Here is a 16,682-nt window from a genome sequence, read left to right as displayed (position 1 = left end):
ATTAATATGCTAGCGTACCCGCCACATCCTCGAGATCAGGGGTGCCGAGAGAGGGGTGTCGTGGAGGACCAACTGGTCGCCGCCGGAACGCGGTTCATGCGGGAGGTCAACGCCGCCGCGATCCTGCGGCAGTTGCGCACCGGGCCCAGCATGAGCGTGTCCGCGCTGGCCAAGGCGGTGGGCCTGTCCCGGCAGGCGGTGAGCCGCTCGCTCAACGCGCTGGTCGACGAGGGGCTCGTCGAGTTCGGCTCCCTCGACCGCAACTCCGCCCGCGCCGGGCGGCCCGCGCAGCTCGTCCGCTTCCGGGCGGAGGCGGGGTACGTGCTCGGCCTGTCGGTCAGCCCGCAGGACCTGCGGGTCGCGGTCTCCGACCTGGCGGGAACGGTCGCCGCGAGCGAGGTGGTGCAGCTCGGCGCCGGGGTCAGCGGCGAGGTGGCGGTAAAGGCGCTGCTGGACACGGTGGAGCAGACGCTGGCCTCGACGGAAGTCGCGGCCGGCGACGTCTGGTTCGCCTCGGTGGGCGCGTCCGGGATCGTCGACCCGGCGACGGGGGTCATCAGGCTCATCCCGAGCATGCCGGGGCTGACCGGCGACATCCTCGTACGCCGCCTGAAGGACGCCCTCGGCTGCCCGGTCTACGTGGACAACGACGTCAAGCTCGCCACCCAGGGCGAGCGTTGGCGGGGCGCGGAGCGGCGCGAGGACTCGCTGGTGATGGTCCACTGGGGCGAGCGCGTCGGGGCCGGCATCGTGCTGAACGGCGAGCTCCACCGCGGCGCCTCCAACGACGCCGGGGACCTCGGCTTCCTCGATCTGTTCGCGGACGGGCCGGGCGCCGGGCCCGCCGGCGCGGCCCGGCGCCCGCACGGGCTCGGCCCGTTCGAGGGGTGGGTCGGCGGCGCGGAGATCGTGCGGCTGGCCACTCGGGCCGCGGAGCAGGCCGGCGACGACGCCTTCCGGGACCGCCTCGACGCCGCGGGCGACCGGGCGTTCGACGCCGTTCTGGACGCTGTCGTCGACGGCACGCCTGCGGCCCTGGAGACGGTCGACGAGGTCGCCCGCCGGTTCGCCAAGGGCGTCGCCGCGATCCGGGTCATCCTCGACCCGCGGCTCGTGGTCATCGGCGGGCCGATGGCCCGGTGCGGCGAGACACTGCTCGCCGCCGTTCGCAGACATCTGTCCGACCACGAGCTCGACCAGCCCGCGTTGGCGGTCTCGACGCTGCGGGAGCACGCCGTCGTGCACGGTGCGGTGCACCACTCGCTCGACGAGATCGAGCGGACCAGGTTCGGCCTCGTGCCCGGCGCCCGCCAGGAGGCCCGTTGAGCACGCGCCACCCCCACACCCACACGCCCCCCGCCTCCGACGCCGCCCGGCGCCGGTGTCCGGCAGCACCCGACAGAGGAACACAGAGGAGGACGGTCATGCGGATGACGGCACCAGCCCGGAGGCAGGCGCTCGCAGCGCTCGGCACCGCGGCGGCACTCGCCCTGACGGCCTGCGCGGGAAGCGGCGGAGCGGAGGGAGACACCAACGACGACGTCGACGCGTCGACGACCATCTCCGACGACCCTGTGACACTCACCCTCGCCTTCACCGACGACCCGCCCACCGAAGCGCTCATCGACGGCTTCGAGGAGAAACACTCCAACATCACGATCAAGACCCAGCAGACGCCGTTCAACGACTACGTGAAGTCCATCAAGCTGGGCATGTCGTCGGACAACCCGCCGGACCTCGCGCAGTACAACCCCGGCGCGATGAACTCCCTGGTCCCCGCCGGACTCATCCAGGACCTCGGCCCCTGGTCGAAGGAGTACGGCTGGCAGGACAAGTTCCCGCCGGCGAGCCTGGAGGTGCTGAGCTCCGACGAGTCGGCCAAGCAGTTCGGCACCGGCAACCTCTACGCCGCGCCCGGCGCCCTCTCGGTGCTCGGCGTGTTCTACAGCAAGTCGGCCCTGGCCGACGCGGGCGTGCGGGACGTGCCGGCGACGCTGGCGGACTTCGAGGACGCGATGGGGCGGGTGAAGGACGCCGGCCAGACCCCGCTGAGCCTCGGCGCACTCCAGGTCGGCGGCTTCCAGCTATGGAACGCGCTGCTCAACGTCACCGGCGACGTCGCCTCGTACCGGGACTGGGTGTACGGCAAGCCGGGCGCCACGATCGAGAACGAGGACGCGCGCAAGGCCGCCGAGAAGCTCGCCGGCTGGATAGAGAAGGGCTACGCGCGCGAGTCGGCCAACGCCACGGCCGACACCGACGCGCAGGCGGACTTCGCCGCCGGCAAGAGCGCGTTCCTCGTCACCGGCAACTGGGCCGCCGCGGCGCTGGAGGCCGAGATGGGCGACGACGTCGGCTTCTTCCCCATGCCCTCCCCCGAGGGCGGCACGGCGAAGGTCGCCTCCGGCGCCAGCGTCGCGTACGCCATCTCCTCGAAGTCGGAGCACCCCAACGAGGCCGCCGCCTTCCTCGACTACCTCCGCTCGCCGGAGGCGGCGAAGATCCAGTTCGACACCGGGTTCATGCCGGTCGACACCGAGGCGGAGCTGGGCGCCGAGGGCGTACGGAACGAGATCGCGACCGCCTTCGCGCCGGTGGCGCAGGCCGACGGCATCGTTCCGTTCCCCGACTACGCCTCCCCCGGCATGATCGACAAGCTGACGCCCGGCGTCCAGGGCCTCATCAGCGGCAAGACGACCGCCGACGACTTCCTGCGCTCGCTGCAGGAGTCGTGGAACGAGCACCATGGCTCATGACCTGAGCACGCCGGCCACCCTGCCGCGGGCCGCGGAGGCCCGCGGCGGGCGCCGCGCCGCAACCGGGCGCGCACGCCGCGCCCCCGGGCGCGGGCGGCGGTGGCGCGGCTGGCTGTACGTGCTGCCGGCGCTCGGCGTATATCTCGGGTTCGCCATCTGGCCGGCGCTCAACACGCTGCGCCTGTCCTTCTTCGAGTGGGACGGCGTGCTGGCGCCGACCTGGGCCGGGTTCGACAACTACACGCGGATCTTCCAGGACGAGGCCCTCTACGAGGCGATCCTGCACAGCCTGGTGCTGATCGTCTTCTTCTCGTTCGTGCCGGTGGTCGTCGGGCTGCTCATGACGGCCCTGCTGCTGGGCAAGGTGCGTAAGGGGATGACGTTCTTCCGGATCGTCTTCTTCCTCCCCCAGGTGCTGCCCCTGGTCGCGGTCGGCGTCACCTGGCGGTGGCTCTACAGCGAATCCGGCGTCGTCAACCAGCTCCTCGACCTGGTCGGCCTCGGCTCGCTGACCCGGCCCTGGCTCGGCGACTACGACCTGGCGCTGATCGCGCTCGGGCTGATCGGGACCTGGACGATGAGCGGGCTGTGCATGATGCTCTTCCTCTCCGGCGCGCAGAAGATCGACACGGCGCTCTACGAGGCGGCCGTCCTCGACGGCGCGGGCCCGTTCCAGCAGTTCCGCCACGTCACCCTCCCCGGGCTGCGGCAGGAGATCACGATCGCCGGAGTCATCACCACGATCGCGGCCCTGGCCAGCTTCGACCTCGTCTTCGTCACGACGAACGGCGGCCCGGCGGGGCAGACGAACGTGCCCGCCCTGCTCGTGTACCGGCTGGCGTTCAACGAGGGGGACATCGGCGGCGCCAGCGCGCTCGCCGTCGTGCTGACCGTGCTCGTCGTCGCCGTCGTCAGCGCCATCCGATATCTCGCCCGGGACAGGAGTCGAGCATGAGCGGCGGTGTGAGCGCCCGGCCCGGGCCCAAGGCCCGCGGCACGCGCGCCGGGAGCGGCGTGACGGCCAGGGGCACGAGCCTGCGCTACGGAGTCCTCGTCGCGCTCGCGGCCATGGTGCTGCTGCCGTTCGCCGGCATCGTGCTGGCGGCCCTCCACCCGCAGGGCGAGCAGGTCGGCGGGCTGAGCATCCCCGGCGAATGGTCCTGGGGGAACTTCCAGCAGGCCTGGGAGCGGGGCAACTTCGGCAACCTCATGCGGTCCAGCCTGCTGATCGCGGTCTGCGTGGTGCCGCTGGCGGTGACGCTGGCGACGCTCGCGGCGTACGGACTGACCGTGCTCCAGGCGTGGGGGAACCGGACGCTCTCTGCCGGGTTCGTGCTGGGGCTGACGCTGCCGGTGGAGCTCGTCGTGGTGGCCCTCTACTACAACCTGCGCGAGGTCGGCCTCACCGACTCGTACAGCGGCATCATCCTCGCCGAGGTGGCGCTGTTCATGCCGTTCGGCGTGTACTGGATGCAGGCGCACTTCTCCGGCATTCCCAGGGAACTCGTCGAGGCGGCGCGCATCGACGGCGCCCGGGATCTCTCGGTCCTGGTGCGGGTGCTGCTGCCGATCTCGTGGCCGGCGATCACCACGCTGTCGGTCCTGTACTTCATGTGGTCCTGGAACCAGTTCCTGCTCGTGCTGGTCATGATGCAGGACCCGGACCGCCGCACCGCGCCGACCGGTCTCGGGCTCTTCGTCGGCCAGTACTCGACGAACATCCCCCTTCTCGCCGCCGCCAGCCTGATCGTCATCGCCCCGATCGTGCTGGTCTACCTCACGTTCCAGCGCAGTTTCGTCAACGGCATCACACAGGGCGCGATCAAAAGCTGAGGGCTGCCGGGCGGCCCCTTCCGGGAGGTGATAGAGCGAGCGGGGCCAGGGTGACTCCTGCAATCACCTCGTCGGCCACGAGCCGCAAAAGGGGATCGAGACCCTTGCTGTTACGCGGACGACGACTGATGTGCCAGGACGTACTTCACCCACGACCAGCTCGATCGTGACCCGCCGACCGGCTCGTAGCCGTGGATCTCAGCGCTGATGCCCCAGGGTCGTGGCTGGTGATCGTCGCTCGGACACGTTCGCCGGGGTGGAGGTCACCGAGGGGGCTGGTTCTTCGGGCACCGGGGGTGTCCTTCTGTCGTCGGTCCCAGGGGGGCCGGGGTTGGCGTGGGTGTGGCCGGTCGGAGGCCAAGCCGAACTGTATGCGGCCACCCGCGGGGCATACCCCCGGCCCGCCCACCAAAGAAGGGCACCGAACCACGGTGAACAGCTACGAACAGTTAAGCGAGAAGTTCAGGCTCTCGACGACGCCTCCGGGCCGCACCCTCGGACTCACCGCGGCGCGCAAGAAGTCTCCGAGTCGGCCGTGACGAGACCGGGTTGGCGCTGGGGTTTCGTGAACGCCGGTCTCGTCTGGAGGCTGTCGTCGGTGAGCCGTCCCTTCAGGTGGTGGCCATGATGCGGGTTTGGTAGGTGGTGTAGCTGGGGTAGCGGCCGGCCATCCACAGCACGCCGAGCGGCTCTCCCGAGGGCAGGCCGCGGGGGGAGACGGGGCGTACCTGCGGTTCGCCGGAGCCCGCGGTGATGGCCTTCTTCCTCCAGGTGGCGCCGTGGTCGGGTGTGGTCCAGCGCTCGATCTCGTTGACCTTGCCGATCTCCCGGGACAGCAGCACGACGGACGGGTCGTCGTGGTCGAGGGTGATGCCGCCGGAGTAGTTGGGCTCGCTCGTGTCTTCGCTGATGCTGTCGCCCGCCGCGGTGAGTTCGTAGTCGGTGAACGCACTGCCGTCGAAGCGGGCGTAGTGGTAGCGGTGGTCGGTGTCGGTGGGGAAGACCGCGTAGGTCAGTACGGGCCGGCCGTCGCCGTCGTCGGCGATGTCGTGGATCCAGGCTTTGCCCCCGCCGGAGGCGAAGTCGTAGACGCAGGTGGTCTGGTCGGGGGTGACCGGGGTGCCGAGCGGGCCGATCCGGCTTCCATCCGCGCGGAAGAGGGATCCGTTCCGGTAGTACATGTAGTAGATGCCGGTGTCGACGTTACGGGGGTGGCCGTCCGTGAAGGCGAAGTGGATGGTGTCGGTGTCGTTGGAGGCGATCTTGACGTAGGGGCGCTGGCCGGGCACGTCGACCAGGCTCTGGGCCGGGGTCCAGACGTCGCCGCCGGTGGTGGTGGAGTAGGTCGGGTTGGCGTTGCCGCCTCGCCAGAACAAGTAGAGCTTCTTCCCTTCGGCGGCGAGCTCGACCGGGTTCGGATACGTGTAGCCCCAGCCGCCCGCGATGTTCGTCGGCACCGTCTTCAGCGGTTCCCAGCCCTGGCTGATGTCTTCGGCGGCGACGGAGCGCCGGTAGTACATCTTGTCGCCGCCGTGGCCGGAGAAGAACACGACGACGCGGCCGTGGCGGATGATGATGGAGGGGTTGTTGTGGTCGTCGATCTGGAAGCCGCTGATCAGTGTCGAGGTGGTGGAGCCACCGGTGTCGTGGTCGTACTGGGTGACGTTGATGTCGCCGGCGGCGGTGATGTAGCCGACGTAGGTGCGCCGGTGTGTGCCGCGGTGGTGCACGGCCCGGGGGTCGCCGAACCAGCACCAGGCGCCGCTGGGCGCCAGCGCCTTCGTACCTGCCGCGACAGGTCGCCGCGTCGAGGGCGTGGCTGCTGCGGCGCCGGCAGGCAGGGCGCCGAGCCCGGGGGCGGCTGCGGTGGCGACGAGGGCGCCCAGGAAGGTGCGGCGCCCCGGGTACGGCGGACGGGGGTTGAGTGCGGGCATGCGCGAGGTCTCCTTCGGCAGGTGAAGTGAGCGATCTTGGCGCTGACCGGCCCTGCGGTCTGCGGTCGGGGTTCGGCCGGCCGCGTCAGGGCAACCGGCAGCGGGGGGTGAAGGGTGAGCGCCGTTCCCGAAAGGGCCCGTGGGCTCCTCCGGGCCGACGACGCGGAGGGCTTTGCCGTCGCCCCGGTTACCGGGCCGACCTCGTGACGAGCAACGCCCAGTCGTCGGCGGCCGTGGGCCCGGGCGGGAGGTGCGCGGCGCCCTGGGCATCGGTGATGCCGACCGAACCGGCGGGCGTGTACCGGCCGGTCCTGGGGTCGAACCACTTCAGGGTGTAGGTGCCGCGCGTCAGGCCCGTGAGGGTTCCGGTGTAGGGCTCGCCTCCGTCGATGCGGTGCGGGTAGTACACGACGGTGGTCGAGCGGTCGGTGGTGGTCGACGCGAACGCGATCTGCGTATCGGTGGGCGCGTCGCCGGCCCACGTGAGGGCGTTCGGAGCTGGTGCCAGGCGCCACCACGGGAGAGCGGTGAAGAAGGACTTCAGGTGGCCCATCTGCGCGGCGCCGGGCAGCAAGAGCCCTTCGTTCCAGGGAGTGCTGCCGAAGTTCTGGCAGTTCTCGTTGGCGTCCTGGGCGGTCCAGCACGTCCACCAGACGCCGGCGGCACCGTAGTTGTTGCCGGCTGCCCCGCCTACCCTGGCCTTCCACGCGCTTTCCCGGGTCTGCCAGTTCTGCACTATCGCGTGGTTGTCCCAGTAGACGTCGATGCCCTCGTAGTTCGCTTCGGCCTCGACGACAGGGCGGGTCGGCGTTTTCTGGTATTGCTTCAGCCAGTAGTCGGCGACGCCGTCGACCCTGTTGTGTCCTTCTTGCAGTGTGACGAGTCCGTACCATTTCTGGTCACGGGGCTGGATGCCGCCGCCCGCGTAGATCGGGTAGTTGTGCAGCGACGCGGGCTGCTGGTACGGGTCGGTCTCGGCGAAGACCTGGGCGACCTGCTCCCAGCACTGGGCGCAGTTGCCAGGGTTGTCGAATTCCTGGGCCGTCAGCCAGACCATGGGGTAGGCCGCGTAGCGGGCCACCAGGTAACGCGCCAGGCGCTTGTACTCGGGCAGTTGGTCCTCGGTGGCCTCGGTCAGGCTGCTGCCCACGCCCATGGCGAGCGCGTCGACGATGCCCTTGTCGGCGATGTACTCGATCCGCCGGTCGACATCGTCCCAGAACTTGGGGTTGAGGGTGTGGAAGGTGCTGTCGAGCCAGGCCGGCCCGCCTTCGTTCCGGGTGCCGTCGTGGTTCGCGAAGGTCTCGTTCCAGATGACGTTGAAGCCCTGCTTGTCGCGGGTGTCGACGACGCCTTTGAACTGGGAGGCGAACCGCGGGTCGTTCGACTCGCCGTACCTGGTCTGGCCGACCAGGTTGCTCTGTTGGTTGTCGCCGAGCCAGAAGAACGGAGTGCCGTCCGCGTAGGTCATATAGCGGTTGTTCGCGCTGGTCTTGAGGAAGCCGTGCCGGTAGATCGGAAGGTCACCCTCGTACGCCCTGGCGTCGATGGTTCCGCGGTGCTCGTCCAGCCCGCTGTCCGGCCTGTCGGTGCTGGTGGTGTAGGTCCAGCGCCCCGGGGAGGGCGGGGAGAACCGGACCCGCCAGGTGTCGCCCCCGTCCCAGAAGCCGGGCATGGTCAGCCGCCGCCCGCCTGGCCCGGTGAAGGTGGCGGTCAGGTTCACGTCGCGGTACGGGTCCGCGTATTCGACGGTGCTGTGCAGGGGGATTTCGACGGGTCGCCAGGTCTCGGCGGTCAGTCTCGGTCCCTTGGCCGCAGCCGGAGCTTCCGATTCGAAGGCTGTCAGCAGCGCAGTGGACACCGCTGCTGCCATAAGAGCAGCGGCGAAGGGTCGCCAGCGGGAGAGCATACGTTCCACACCTCTCTTTGAATCGATTCATTCACAGGGCGGAGTGCGGCCCCTTCCGTACCGGCTCGGGCGCGGGTCGTTGAGGGGCTGTGTTCAGGTGCCGGACGCGGACCGGGTGCGGCGTTCTGCCGTGATCTGGGCGAGGGTGTCCAGGTAGGCGGTACCGAAGCGGTCGTCGGGTTCGAGGTAGCTGTCCTCGGTCCACTCGTTCCACGCGTTGATCAGCACTGCCGGTGCCCCCGCGCGCTCGGCGACCTCGATCGCCTCACGAAGCGCGGTGCCGAAAATCTCAGGGGAACGGTCCGCGGTGATGCCGGTGTACGGGTAGCCGCGATCCCGGTCGTGGTCCCAGCGTTCGGTGCGCGGGCTCGGGTCCCACCCCACCGTGACGTTGGGCAGATACGGCACCGCCTCCTGGCCCAGGTAGTGCGGCCACGCCTTCGCGGCCTTGGCCGCGACATGCGCGTACGGGGCGGCGGGGAAGCGGTCGAAGCCGTGGTCGTCGTGGTGCCACCACGTGTAGTGGGTGGTGCTGTCGGCACCGAGCGTGGTGAGGACGTCCGTTCGGTTGTCGACGAACCGGGTGGAGACCAGGTTCAGGTGAATGTCGATCCCGGCGTCGGCGGCCCGGATCCGGAAGCTGTCCAGCAGTCCGCGGGTGGCCGCCACCCCTCCTTGGGCCTGGAGCAGGTCGGGGAGGTCGTAGATCGAGAAGTAGGGGCGGCCGTCGATGCGCCAGTACGCGGGGTGCGTCAGGTAGTGGTCGATGACGTGCTGGGTGGCGCGCTCGAAGGCGTAGGTGCTGGTAGGGGCGTGGAACCAGGTTGCCGGGCCGCTGGTCGTGTCAGGCACGGTCGACGGGTACAGGTCATGCCAGGGATGGTTGGCCCACATGAGTGCGAACCGGAAGTCGCCGCCGTCGAGGCACGGCAGCAGAGCGTCATCCAGGAATCGGTTCAGGTAGGGGGCGTCGTCGTACCAGTACCAGTCGAGGATGAAGCCATCGAGCCCGGCATTTCGTGCGGCTGCTACCTTGCGGCGGCCGGCGGCCGGGTCCGCCTCGTCCGTCGCGCCCCATATCGGGGTGCGCGGCCAGTGGTGTCCGGGGAAGTGCGGCTGGGCCTCGCGCAGTACCTCCCACTCGGTCCAGCCCCGGTGGACGAGGACATCGTTGCGCGGGTCGGCGTGGTACTGCGGGAAGTAGTAGGCGAGCAGGTCAGTCGGCAACGGTTTCTCCTCCGTGGACGATGAGGCGGACGACTTCGTCGACCGAGGAGTCGGCGGTGTGCCGGATACCGGCGACCTCCCCCAGCCGAAGCACCATGATCCGGTCTGCGGTTTTCCACACCTGCTGGAGGTTGTGGCTGACGACGATGACGCTTGTCCCCCTGTCACGCAGATCCCGGATCAGCGTGAGCACCCGCTCGGATTCCTGCACGCCGAGGGCTGCCGTCGGCTCGTCCATGATCACGATGTGGGCGCCCTGAAGCAGCACGCGGGCGATGGCGACCGTCTGGCGCTGGCCGCCCGAGAGAAGGCTCACCGGGACGCGGACGCTGGGAAGCCGGAAGGTGAAGTCGCGCAGGACCTCCTCCGACTTGGCGATCATCGTCTTGCGGTCGACGAAGGGGCCGCGGCGGGGCTCTCGCCCCAGGAACAGGTTCGATGCGACGTCCCGGGTGTCCACCAGGGCCAGGTCCTGGTAGACGGTGGCGATCCCGGCCTCGGACGCGTCGAGCGGGCCTTTGAAGCGCCGCTTGGTGCCGTCCACTTCGATCGAGCCCCCGGGATCGGGGTCGTAGGCGCCCGAGAGGAGCTTGATGAGTGTCGACTTGCCGGCACCGTTGTCTCCGACGACGGCAAGTACCTCGCCCTTCTTGAGGTCGAACGAGACGCCCTTGAGGGCGCTGACGTGGCCGAAGCTCTTGCTGAGGTCGCTCGTACGCAGCACCGTGGTGGACTGTCCGGCTGCGGTGGTCATCGGCGGCTCTTCCTCTCTGCGATCGCACCGAGCACGACAGCGAGCACGAACACCAGCCCGCGGACGAGTTTCTGGGTGTAGGAGTCGACGTCGAGAAGGGTGAGGCCGTTGTTGAGTACGCCGATCAGCAGCACACCGGCGAGCGTGCGCTGGATGCGGCCGGCGCCTCCGCCCAGGCCGATGCCGCCCAGGAGCACCGCCGCCAGGACGTCGAACTCCGCTCCCTGGCCGAACGTCGGCCCGCCCGAACCGGCGCGCCCGGTACTGATGATGCCGGTGATGCCGGCGAGGACCGCGCACAGGACGAGAACCGCGACGTAGAGCGGACGCACCCGGATGCCCGTGCGCTGGGCCGCGATCTCGTTCCCCCCGGTGGCGTAGACGTGGTAGCCGAACCGCGTGTAGCTCAGGACCACGTACAGCACCGCGTACAGCACGATCATGACGATGAGGGGGGCGGGGAGTCCGAGCGGGCGGGAGTTGACCGCGTCCTGCAGGGTGGTGTCGGTGACCACCACGTTCTCCCCGTCGGTGATCTGCAGGGACAGACCGTAGACGGCGATGCTCACCGCGAGGGTGGCGATGATCGAATTGATGCCGACCCCGACCACGAGGGTGGCGTTGACAGCGCCGACGGCGAGGCCCACGAGAAGACCCACGGCGAGGGAGGCCCAGATGCCCAGCCCCCAGTTCTGCAGGGCGGTCGCGGTCATCACCGAGGTGAGTCCCTGCGTCGCGCCGATCGTGAGATCGAGCTGACCGGCTATCAGGGCGACGGTCATGCCCGCGGCGAGAATGCCGGTGACGGCGATCGCCTGGCCGATGTTCAGCAGGTTCCGCTCGGTGAGGAAGAATTCGGAACTCACCGAGAAGTAGATCACCAGGGCGAGCAGCGCCAGGTAGATCCCGAGGTCCAGCGCGAGGCCGGCCCAGGAGCGGCGGCGCACTGTGGTTTCCGCCGCGGTCCCCGCTCCGCCCCCGTCCCCGGGGCCGGGGGGCGCGAGGCCCGCGGTCTTGTGTGTCGTGGTCATCGGTGTCCCTTCGGGATCCGCGCACCAGCAGTTACTTCGCGCTGGCGTCGTCCGGGTAGTACTTGTCGACGTTGTCGGCCGTCAGCACGCGGTTGACCTGGTATTCGGCGAACTCTTCGTCGCGCAGTGTGGCGATGGCGGCCTCGACCCAGTTCCAGCCCTCGGCGTAGGGCTGGTAGTCGATGGCGCCGATCAGCATGTCCTGGTTCGCCCGGTCGCGGAGCGCGTGCCGGGCGGCCGTGTCGCCGCCGTTGGCCACGGCAAGGATGTCCTGGTCGCGCCGGCCGGACTTGGCCGCGTTCAGCGCCCCCACCACGGGCTCGTCCCCGTAGCTGACGACGGCGACCACGTCGTCGGGGTGTGCGGTGAGAAAGTCGGTGAAGGTGTCCTGCGCCGCCGCGGTCGGGTCGGTGCCGGGCGGGACCAGGCGGAAGGTGTCGGACTTGGATACGCCCCACTCCTCCTGCGCCTTGGCGAATGCGGCGTTGACGCGGGCGTCGCACGGCGGGCAGTTCCCCGCACTGATGCCGGCGACGATCAGCTTCCTGCCCTTCCAGGCGCTCTTCTGCTTCTCCTCGACCGGGCCGGTGAGCTGCTCGACGGCGAGTTCGCCGACCTGCCGGTCGTTGATCCCGAAGTCCTCGGCGCCCTCCATCGCGCCGTCGATGAGCAGGACCGGGGTCTCGTCGCGCTTGGCGGCGGCGATCGTCGGGGCGTTCAGGCTGCTGCCTCCACCGCCTACGAGGTCCGGTTGTCTGACGGCGAGGTCGTCGTACTTCGACTGCGCCTGGTCGTACTTGAAGGCGAGGTCGGCCTCCATCAGGTCCACGCCGTAGAACTTTGCCGCGGCCTTCATCCCCTGCGACCAGCTCGCGAAGAAGGGGAAGCTGGTCGAGGGGTTGATGAACGCCAGCCGGTACTTCTCGTGTGTCTTGGGCACCGCGTACAGCGACCGGACCTTGTGGGCTCCCGTCGCCTTGGCGACCTCGGCCGCGGCGTATGAACCACTGCCGCCCTTGACCATGTCGCGGGAGCCGTTCTCCCCGCTGCACGCGGTCAGCGCGAGGGCCGCGGACGCGACGACGATGAGCCCGCGCAGACGGCGACGACTCGCGATTTCAGGCATGTTGAGTCCTCTTCGTTGCAGGTGAAGGGGGGTGTAAAATTTGGAACGATTCAACGCCGTTACGGTAGAGAGCCGGGTATGGGCCGTCAAGGGTTTACGCACGGCCCCGGTGAGAAACGAGGTTGAGTGACGCGTGCACGCTGAGAAGATCCCGCCGGCGCCGAGCCGGGTGACGATCAGGGATGTCGCCCGAGCCGCCGGGGTGGCTGTGGGGACGGTGAGCAACCTGCTCAACGCGCCCGACAGGGTCACACCCGACAAGCGGCGGCGCATCGAGGCCGCGATCCAGGAGTTGGGCTACGTGCGCAATGTCGGCGCGGCCACCACGCGTGCGGGCCGCAGCGCCGCCCGTACGATCGGCCTGGTCGTCGTCGACGTCGCCAACCCGTTCTTCACCGAGGTCACCCGGGGCGCCGAGGACGCGGCGAACGCCGCGGGCCGCCTGGTCATCCTCTGCAACTCCGACTCCGACTCCAGCAAGGAACGCCGGTACCTGCAGGTGCTGGAGGAACAGCGGGTGCTGGGCGCACTGATCTCCCCGGTCGCCTCCGACCGGCGCCGGCTCGTCTCGCTACGGGAACGCGGCATGGCGGTAGTGCTCCTCGAACGCCAGCACCGAGGCTTCTGCAGCGTCACGGTCGACTCGGTCCAGGGCGGCGACCAGGCGGTGAGTCATCTGCTGGACCTGGGCCACCGGCACATCGCCTTCGTCTCCTCCCGCCTGTCCGTGCCGCAGTTCAGTAACCGACTCAAGGGAGCCCGAGAGGCTTGCCGACGCGCCGGTTTCAACCCCGACACCGTCCTGGTCCACCTTGAGTCACCACATCTGGACGGCCGCAGTGTTGGCCGGCAAGCGGCACGGCGCATCCTCGACGAACAGCTCCCCGTCACTGCGGTGTTCGCCGCCGCCGACCTGATCGCCCTCGGCCTGATCAATGAGCTGATGTCCAGCGGACTGTCGGTCCCCGGCGATATCTCTGTCGTCGGCTACGACGACATCGCCGACGCAGCCCACGCACCGGTTCCCCTCACCACTGTCCGGCAGCCGATGCGCGAACTGGGTCGTCTGGGCAATGAACTGCTCATCGCCGAGGCGACCGACCTGCGGCATCGGCACCGCCAGCACGTCCTCGGCACCGAACTGATCGTCCGCGGCACAACCGCGACGCCCGCCACGGCACGGTGACCGGCAGCGCGTCGCCGAACACTCCAAGGCTGCATCCAGCGGAAGCGGCACCCTCGCCTGGTCGGCACATCCCCTGGGACCGCGTGGACAACCGTCTTCCAGGACGACATATCCACCAGGTGGGACCGTCTCGCCGACGCTCTGCAGGAGGTGTACACGCGGCTCGGCGACCGGCAGCGGCTGGTACGGAGTGCAAGTTCTTCGAGCCCGCCTTCTACGGCACCGACGTCCCGGACTGGGGCACCCTCTACGCGCACTGCCTCAAGCTCGACGAGAAGGTCACCGTCTGCGTGGGCACCGGGCACCACGCCCCGGCACCGAGACCAGCACCTGGCGACAGTTGCGGTTCGCCGGGCCGTCCCTCCCTGCAGGCCCCTCTACACCCGCTTCGACCCAGAGCCCTCCCGTGGCCAGCCCTCCGCCCTGGCCTGGGGGGAACCGGTACGGTCCATCCTTCTCCAGGCCGGGAAGATCACTGGACACAGCGTGGCGAGCAGATACACACCGCCGGCCGCCAGCAGCGTGGAGGGCAGGCCGGCCGAGTCCACGAGCAAGCCCGCGGCCAGTCCGCCCAGCGGAGTGACCAGTTGCACCGAGGCCGTTGTCGCGCTCAGCACGCGGCTGCGCAGGTCCTCCGGGACCGTCTCGTACGTCACAGTGGCCACGATGGGGTTGAGTACACCGAAGGCGAGACCCTCTACCGCCATGGTCAGGGCCAGCGGGGTGAAGGTGTCGGTGAAGGCGGCCATCACGAAGCGCGGCAGGCCCCCGATGAGAAAGGCGATCGTGAACACGGGCCACCGCCGAAAGCGGCTGCCCACCGCCCCATAGACCAGCGCTCCCGTGAGAGCGCAAAACCCGAACGCCGCGTTCAGCAGACCGAGATCGACGGCACCATCCAGCTCTTCACGGGCATGCGCCGGCAGCAGCACGGCGCTCCATCCTTGGTCGAGGCCCCTGGTGACCAGCGTCATCAGGCACAGGCTCAGCAGCAGCGGCGTGGCCGCCACGAAGCGGTACCCTTCCGCGAGTTCACGACCGTAGGCACGCAGCGACGTCGGCTCGGCCCGTCGTTGGGCCTGCACCTCTGGCAAGCCGCGCACTCCGAACGCGAACAGGGGCGCGGCCACGGCGAAGGTCGCGGCATCTACCAACAGGACGTTCTCGGCTCCGAGTAGGGCGATCAGCACACCTCCGAGAGCCGATGCCGTCAGCGCCGCACAGCGTGCCGCACCGTCGTACAGCCCGGCGGCCCTGTTCAGCGGCATTCCGGCGCGTTCGGCGAGCGTGGGCAACAGGACGCCGCGAGCGGTTTCACCCGGCGCACGGAACATCCCTGTCATCGCCATCAGCACGCACAGCATCCAGAACTGCAGGATGCCGGCGAACTGCAGAAGCGGGATCGCCGCGACGGCGCCCCCGCAGGCGAGATCCGAGGCGACACTCACCCGCCGTCGGCCCATCTGGTCGATGACCGGACCGGTGACGAGCGCAGCGAGCACTGCGGGCAGCAGTGTGCAGAACGCGACGATCCCGGCCTTGGCGGCGCTGCCCGTGCTCTGCAGCACGAACCACGGCACGCCCATGTACGTGAGGCAATTCCCGGCGATCGAGACGAGGTTGGCGGCAAGAACCATTGCCAGAGGACGGCGATCAACCGTCCCGAAGTCTTCGGACACTGCGGTGGTCTCCCATAGGGGGAAGCGCCCACCGTGAAGGAAAGCAGTTCAGCCGGTGGGCGAAGCGAAGTGGTCAGCGTCTGGCGCGCATAGCGAGGCGCACCGCGATGCGGTGTTCACCATCAGCGCCTCCCACACTTCGCCGGGATGACCACCCGGCAACCTCCACGCATTCTCACCTCGGACACCGGCCCTCCGCAAAGACGACCGCGGGAGGGCGTTCGATCCGGGCTAGTCCTTGCCGTCGGGGAGTGCTTGATCACCGCTGGCCCAGATTCGATGGTGCGCAGCACGCCGTCCTGCCCGCTCGACGGCCAGAAGGCCGGGCCGTGCGGCAGCAATGGCACTGGCGCCGGAGGGCAGGAACGAAACGTGGCCGCCGTCACGGCTCGCCCTGCACCCCGTCGCACAGCTCGACCGCGCTGCCACTCACGCGCCTGCGGGGAACGGTGGAAAGTGCTCGTCCGGCAGCCGGTCCCCGAGATGAGACCGAGAAGGTCGGTGACGGGGTGGTGCGCCGCCTTTTCCGGGGCGTAGCGGGTGTCGGCGTCCATGTAGATGGTGACGTGGGCGATACGCGGGTCGTCGGTGGCGTTGGCGTTCGCGCTGTGGGCCAGCAGAGAATGGTGGAAGGTGCAATCACCGGCCCGCAGCGGCACGGTCACGCGCGGCCGGTAGGCCAGCTCGGGGGCGAGGGAATGCAGGTCGTCGTGATCGCCCAGGTCCTGAGCCCGCAGCCCGGTGAGGTGCTGGCTGCCGGGGATGAAGGTCATGCAGCCGCGCTCGGCGGGCACGTCGACGAGGGCCACCCAGGCGGAAAGCGCATGCCGTGAACCTTGGTGCGGCCAGTACGGCTCGTCCTGGTGGTACTCGGTCGCGGCGCCGTTGTGCGGTGCCTTGATCAGAAGCTGGTCATGCCACAGCCGCAACGGGACTCCGGCGAGCCGGGTGGCGATGCCCGCCAGATCTGGGTCGAGTGTGAGCTGACGCAGTGTCTCGTCGTGCTGCCAGAGCTGCAGGAGCTGGGTGAAGATGTCGCCCGTGCTGGTGCCGAGCTCACGCAGCCGAGCCTCGGCGTCGAGCGCTGCACCTGCGTAACGTTCCGCCTCGGCCCGGGAGAGTACGCCGGGCAGATGGACGAAACCGTCGCGGCGATAGGAAGCGATCTGCTGCTCCGTCAGAGATTCGGGGGTGGTCTGACGCGAGAACGTAGTCGATGTCATGGGCCAACACTGGCAAAGACGCCG

13 protein-coding genes and 1 pseudogene are annotated in these 16,682 nt (G+C 69.3%); 6 read left to right on the top strand and 8 right to left on the bottom strand.

Going from position 1 to position 16,682, the window contains the following annotated elements; all coding sequences use genetic code 11:
- Positions 1-60 precede the first annotated feature (60 nt).
- The 4 genes from DMB38_RS30960 (at position 61) to DMB38_RS30945 (ending at position 4,589) form a co-directional block, all read left to right on the top strand.
- Positions 61-1,326: an ROK family transcriptional regulator gene (locus tag DMB38_RS30960; protein ID WP_206337771.1), complete on the top strand. Its 1,266-nt coding sequence runs from the start codon at positions 61-63 to the stop codon at positions 1,324-1,326.
- A 104-nt stretch (positions 1,327-1,430) separates the two neighbouring features.
- Positions 1,431-2,756 (top strand): extracellular solute-binding protein, encoded by a 1,326-nt coding sequence (locus tag DMB38_RS30955; protein WP_206337770.1) that lies wholly within the window; start codon positions 1,431-1,433, stop codon positions 2,754-2,756.
- Positions 2,746-3,711 carry a sugar ABC transporter permease gene (locus tag DMB38_RS30950; protein ID WP_125937909.1) on the top strand — a complete coding sequence of 322 codons (966 nt, stop codon included), beginning with the start codon at positions 2,746-2,748 and terminating at the stop codon, positions 3,709-3,711. Before DMB38_RS30955 ends, DMB38_RS30950 begins: the two co-directional genes overlap by 11 nt.
- Complete coding sequence (locus DMB38_RS30945; protein WP_125937908.1) at positions 3,708-4,589, top strand: carbohydrate ABC transporter permease; 882 nt, start codon at positions 3,708-3,710, stop codon at positions 4,587-4,589. Before DMB38_RS30950 ends, DMB38_RS30945 begins: the two co-directional genes overlap by 4 nt.
- A gap of 611 nt (positions 4,590-5,200) precedes the next feature.
- Here DMB38_RS30945 and DMB38_RS30940 read toward each other — a convergent pair.
- The 6 genes from DMB38_RS30940 to DMB38_RS30915 form a co-directional block, all read right to left on the bottom strand.
- Positions 5,201-6,523 (bottom strand): BNR-4 repeat-containing protein, encoded by a 1,323-nt coding sequence (locus DMB38_RS30940; protein WP_125937907.1) that lies wholly within the window; start codon positions 6,521-6,523, stop codon positions 5,201-5,203.
- 187 nt (positions 6,524-6,710) lie between these two features.
- A complete protein-coding gene (locus tag DMB38_RS30935; RefSeq protein ID WP_164716145.1) occupies positions 6,711-8,384 on the bottom strand; it encodes a DUF4038 domain-containing protein in 1,674 nt (557 codons plus the stop codon).
- Positions 8,385-8,525: 141 nt separating this feature from the next.
- Positions 8,526-9,659, bottom strand: a complete 1,134-nt coding sequence (locus DMB38_RS30930; RefSeq protein WP_125937905.1) for a glycoside hydrolase family 99-like domain-containing protein — start codon at positions 9,657-9,659, stop codon at positions 8,526-8,528.
- Entirely contained in the window at positions 9,649-10,413 is a 765-nt protein-coding gene (locus DMB38_RS30925) for an ATP-binding cassette domain-containing protein (protein WP_125937904.1), read from the bottom strand. The genes DMB38_RS30930 and DMB38_RS30925 overlap by 11 nt, the downstream gene beginning before the upstream one ends.
- Positions 10,410-11,444, bottom strand: a complete 1,035-nt coding sequence (locus tag DMB38_RS30920; protein ID WP_125937903.1) for an ABC transporter permease — start codon at positions 11,442-11,444, stop codon at positions 10,410-10,412. The genes DMB38_RS30925 and DMB38_RS30920 overlap by 4 nt, the downstream gene beginning before the upstream one ends.
- A 31-nt stretch (positions 11,445-11,475) precedes the next feature.
- Positions 11,476-12,570 carry a substrate-binding domain-containing protein gene (locus tag DMB38_RS30915; RefSeq protein ID WP_164716144.1) on the bottom strand — a complete coding sequence of 365 codons (1,095 nt, stop codon included), beginning with the start codon at positions 12,568-12,570 and terminating at the stop codon, positions 11,476-11,478.
- Between the two features lie 133 nt (positions 12,571-12,703).
- Here DMB38_RS30915 and DMB38_RS30910 point away from each other — a divergent pair, with 133 nt between their 5' ends.
- Both DMB38_RS30910 and DMB38_RS30905 read left to right on the top strand, forming a co-directional pair.
- Complete coding sequence (locus DMB38_RS30910; protein WP_206337769.1) at positions 12,704-13,756, top strand: LacI family DNA-binding transcriptional regulator; 1,053 nt, start codon at positions 12,704-12,706, stop codon at positions 13,754-13,756.
- Positions 13,757-13,855: 99 nt separating this feature from the next.
- A pseudogene (locus tag DMB38_RS30905) lies at positions 13,856-14,070 on the top strand (rhamnose isomerase); the annotation flags it as partial.
- A 63-nt stretch (positions 14,071-14,133) separates the two neighbouring features.
- Here the strand turns inward: DMB38_RS30905 and DMB38_RS30900 are convergent.
- Both DMB38_RS30900 and DMB38_RS30895 read right to left on the bottom strand, forming a co-directional pair.
- A complete protein-coding gene (locus DMB38_RS30900; protein WP_125937901.1) occupies positions 14,134-15,435 on the bottom strand; it encodes an MFS transporter in 1,302 nt (433 codons plus the stop codon).
- A gap of 122 nt (positions 15,436-15,557) precedes the next feature.
- Positions 15,558-16,658: a phytanoyl-CoA dioxygenase family protein gene (locus DMB38_RS30895; protein ID WP_125937900.1), complete on the bottom strand. Its 1,101-nt coding sequence runs from the start codon at positions 16,656-16,658 to the stop codon at positions 15,558-15,560.
- Positions 16,659-16,682 lie beyond the last annotated feature (24 nt).

The sequence above is a fragment of the Streptomyces sp. WAC 06738 genome (assembly GCF_003945505.1).
Taxonomy (GTDB): Bacteria; Actinomycetota; Actinomycetes; order Streptomycetales; family Streptomycetaceae; genus Streptomyces.
This window is presented reverse-complemented; position numbering and strand designations above follow the sequence as displayed.